Below are 4,168 nucleotides of genomic sequence, written 5' to 3'. Positions count from 1 at the left end.
TCCGTTTCCGCGCCCCGCACCATGGCGACGAGGTGCTGGCCTTCGCCGAGCAGCACGGTCTGCAAGACGTGGTGGATGTGGCGCCGCCCATTCCCTACCGCGAAGCCATCGCCGAAATGCTGACCGCCGACTTGTTGCTGGTGTTCCAGGGTTCGAATTTCAACGCCCAGATTCCGGCCAAGATCTACGAATACCTGCGCGCGCAAAGACCTTTGCTGGCGGTGCTCGACCCGGTGGGCGATACGGCGGCGCAGCTGCGCCAGTTTGAAGGCGTTCACCTGGGTGACATCGCCGACCAGCACCAGTTGAAAAGCTGTCTGGAGAACTGGTTGCAGGTGCTGGGCTCGGCCGATGTGGCCCAGGCACTGGCGGCCAACCTGCCCAAGGTTCGGCCGTATTCGCGAGCCGCCCAGGCCGTGCGTTTGGTCACGATCTTTGATCGGCTGGTGGAGCCGACCCCGCGTTGATGCCCTTTTGGACGTATGCCCGCGCTTGCAACGCGGTGCCTGCGCAGCGATACTTGATACGGAATGTTTCAATACACCTAAGCGAGTCCGAACCATGAACAAGAACGATGTATTCAGCGTTCCCGCCTTTCCCTGCCGCCATTGCGGTGCCTCGGTCACCCACGAATTTGCCGACCTGGGTTTGACGCCGCTGTGCCAGACCCAGATCGCACCCGCACGCTTCAACCAGGCCGAACGCTACTTTCCCTTGCAGGCCTATGTTTGCTCGGCATGTTGGTTGGTGCAGTTGCGCGATTGCATCTCGTCGGCCGATGTGTTCACCGACGATTACCCCTATTTTTCCTCCTTCTCGGCCAGTTGGCTGGCCCATGCCAAGGCCTATGTGGACGAAATGGTGGAGCGGCTGCAACTGGGAAGCGACAGCCTGGTGATGGAGCTGGCCAGCAACGACGGTTACCTGCTGCGCCATTTCAAGCCGCACGGCGTGCCGGTGCTGGGGGTGGAGCCCTCGCGCAGCGTGGCCGACGCCGCCATTGCCCTGGGCATTCCCACGGAAATCCGCTTCTTCGGGCGCGACACCGCGACCGATCTGCGCGCGCGCTACGGTGCCGCCGATTTGATCGCGGGCAACAACGTGCTCGCCCACGTGCCCGACATCAACGACTTTGTGGCCGGGGTGCAGATCGCACTCAAACCCCAGGGCACGGTGACCTTCGAGTTCCCGCATCTGCTCAATCTGATGCAGCAGAACCAGTTCGACACCATTTACCACGAGCATTTCTCTTACCTGTCTTTGCACGCCGTGCGCGCGGTGTTCCGCACCGCCGGGCTGGACATTTACGACGTGCGCAAACTCTCCACCCACGGGGGTTCGTTGCGGGTGTTCGGGCAATTGGCCGGGGCAGGGCGCCCGGTGACCGACCAGGTGGCTGCCGTGCTGGCCGAAGAAGCACAGGCCGGCCTGCTGGACGTCAAAACCTACGGCGGCTTTGCCGAACAGGCCCGTGCCACCAAGCGCGACATTCTGGATTTCCTGATCCAGGCGCGCCGCCAGGGCAAGCGTGTCGCCGGTTATGGCGCACCAGGCAAGGGCAATACCTTGCTGAACTACTGCGGCATCGGCACCGACCTGATCGACTTCACGGTCGACGCCAACCCGGCCAAACAGCACACCTTTGCGCCGGGCAGCCGCATCCCGATCTACCCGCCGGACCACATCCGCGAAACCAAGCCCGATTACCTCTTCATCCTGCCCTGGAATCTGAAGGAAGAAATCATGGCCCAGACCGCCTACATCCGCGAATGGGGTGGGCAGTGGGTGACGCCGATTCCCACGCCCAAGGTCTGGTCAGAGCCAGCCGTCAGAGCCTGAGCGGTCGATGCCGGTCCTCAGCTCCCACTTGTTCATGCAGGTGTGCCCAAGCGCACGCCGGGCATCTCATCCATCCTCAATTTCAACGGAGTACATGCAATGAAAGTCTTGGTCACAGGCGCTGAAGGTTATATCGGCGCGGTTCTGGGGCCGATCCTCGCATCGGCCGGTTTTGATGTCGTTGGACTGGACACGGGCTATTACAGCCACGCCAGCCTGTTCCACGACAAGTCGGCGGCGCGCATCCCAGCGGTGATCCGCAAAGACGTGCGGCAGATCCAGGCCGAGGACTTGAAGGGCTTTGACGCCGTGGTGCATCTGGCCGAACTCTCCAACGACCCCTTGGGCGAACACAGCCCCGACGTCACCTTCGCCATCAACCACCGGGGTTCGGTGCAGCTGGCGCAGGCGGCCAAGGCCGCTGGCGTGAAGCGCTTCGTCTACACCTCGTCGTGCAGCGTGTACGGCGTGGCCGAGGGCGTGGTGGACGAGACATCGGCCACCAATCCGCAAACCGCCTACGCGCAATGCAAGGTGCTGGTGGAAAAAGACGTGGCCGAACTGGCCACCGACAGCTTCACGCCCACCTTCTTGCGCAACGCCACCGCGTATGGTGCGTCGCCCAGCATGCGCTTTGACATCGTGCTCAACAACCTGGCCGGTCTGGCCTGGACCCAGCACAAGATCGCCATGACCAGCGACGGCACGCCCTGGCGCCCGCTGGTGCACATCCGCGATATCGCGTCGGCCATTCTGTGCGCCTTGCAAGCGCCCTCTGAAGTGGTGCGCAACCAGATCTACAACGTGGGTGACACCGGCTCGAACTACCAGATTCGGGAAGTGGCGGCGATTGTGGCGGACACCTTCCCCGACTGCGAACTGAGCTACGGCCCACCCAGCGGTGACAACCGCAGCTACCGCGTCAACTTCGACAAGATCCAGACCCAGCTGCCCGGCTTCAAATGCGAGTGGGACGTGCGGCGCGGCGCGCAGGAACTGCTCGAGGTTTACCAGCGCATCCAGATGAGCGAGACCGTGTTCCAGCATGCCGCGTTCACGCGCCTGAAATCGCTGACCTATCTGGTCAAGACCGGGCAGGTCGACTCGGATTTTTATTGGGCCAGTTGATGGGTTTTGTCGCGGTTCGTGGCCAGCGATGCCCGCGAACCGGTGCCCGCCTCAGTTGGTGTGCTGAGGCCAGGGGTTCAGACGCTCGCACCGCGATACGAGGTATGTGATGAAAGTTGTGTTGTTCTGTGGGGGCATGGGCACCCGGATGCGAGAGTTCTCCGAAACCATTCCCAAACCCCTGGTCAACGTCGGGCACCGCCCCATCATCTGGCATTTGATGCGCCATTTCGCGCACTTCGGGCACACCGATTTCATCCTGTGCCTGGGCTACAAAGGCGAGATGATCCGCGAGTACTTCCTCAACTACAACCCGATGTTGAGCGAAGACTGCCGGCTGGAAAAAGGCGTGCCCAAGCTGATGAGCGGTGGCACCGACGTGCGCGACTGGAACATCGACTTTGTGGACACCGGCTTGACCCGCAACATCGGCCAGCGCCTGGTCGCCGCGCGCCACTTGCTGCGTGATGAAGAGGTTTTTCTGGCCAACTACTCGGATCAACTTTGCGACATCGATCTGGACCGATACGTCGCCACCGCCAACGCGCAGAACAAGATCGCCAGCTTCGTCTCGGTGCGGCCACCGGGCAGCTACCACAGCGTCACCACCGACGCCGATGGCACCGTCAACTACATAGGCCCCTGGGCCGACTCGGAACTGTGGATCAACGGCGGCTACATGGTTTTGCGCCAGGCGATTTTCGATCACATCGAACCCGGCGACGAACTGGTGGAAGCCCCGTTCCAGCGCCTGATCGCCAAGAAGCAGCTGTACTCGCACCGCCACGAAGGCTTCTGGAAAGCCATGGACACCTACAAAGACAAACTGGCCTTCGACGAGGACTACGAAAAAGGCCGCCGCCCCTGGGAAATCTGGAACCTGGGCTGACTGGTGCTTGGTGCGCAAAAAAGCCGCGCTGCTTTGGAGGAAAGGGGCCCCTGGTCGTTATAGACAGGGGCCTTTCTATATGGCGTCGAAGAGATGCATAAGTGCGCCAGTTGCTCGGCGTTGCGGGCCTGCACGACCCGTACGGCTTGTGGGCGAGTCACACGCCGGTCAGGTCTGGTTCCAGATTTCCCAGGGGCGGCGGCCTTTTTCGTAGTCCTCGTCGAAGGCCAGTTTGTCTTTGTAGGTGTCCATGGCTTTCCAGAAGCCTTCGTGGCGGTGCGAGTACAGCTGCTTCTTGGCGATCAGGCGCTG

Annotated in this window: 3 protein-coding genes and 1 pseudogene; all 4 read left to right on the top strand. The window is 61.9% G+C overall.

Going from position 1 to position 4,168, the window contains the following annotated elements:
- Window positions 1-467 (top strand): annotated as a pseudogene (locus tag ABYB95_RS18280) (glycosyltransferase); the annotation flags it as partial.
- 94 nt (window positions 468-561) lie between these two features.
- Window positions 562-1,839 carry a methyltransferase domain-containing protein gene (locus ABYB95_RS18275; RefSeq protein ID WP_372660112.1) on the top strand — a complete coding sequence of 426 codons (1,278 nt, stop codon included), beginning with the start codon at window positions 562-564 and terminating at the stop codon, window positions 1,837-1,839.
- A 99-nt stretch (window positions 1,840-1,938) separates the two neighbouring features.
- Entirely contained in the window at window positions 1,939-2,967 is a 1,029-nt protein-coding gene (locus tag ABYB95_RS18270; protein WP_372660110.1) for an NAD-dependent epimerase/dehydratase family protein, read from the top strand.
- Between the two features lie 109 nt (window positions 2,968-3,076).
- Window positions 3,077-3,856 carry a sugar phosphate nucleotidyltransferase gene (locus ABYB95_RS18265; protein ID WP_372660108.1) on the top strand — a complete coding sequence of 260 codons (780 nt, stop codon included), beginning with the start codon at window positions 3,077-3,079 and terminating at the stop codon, window positions 3,854-3,856.
- Window positions 3,857-4,168 lie beyond the last annotated feature (312 nt).

It is taken from the genome of Hydrogenophaga sp., assembly GCF_041633695.1.
Classification (GTDB): Bacteria; Pseudomonadota; Gammaproteobacteria; order Burkholderiales; family Burkholderiaceae_C; genus Hydrogenophaga.
This window is presented reverse-complemented; position numbering and strand designations above follow the sequence as displayed.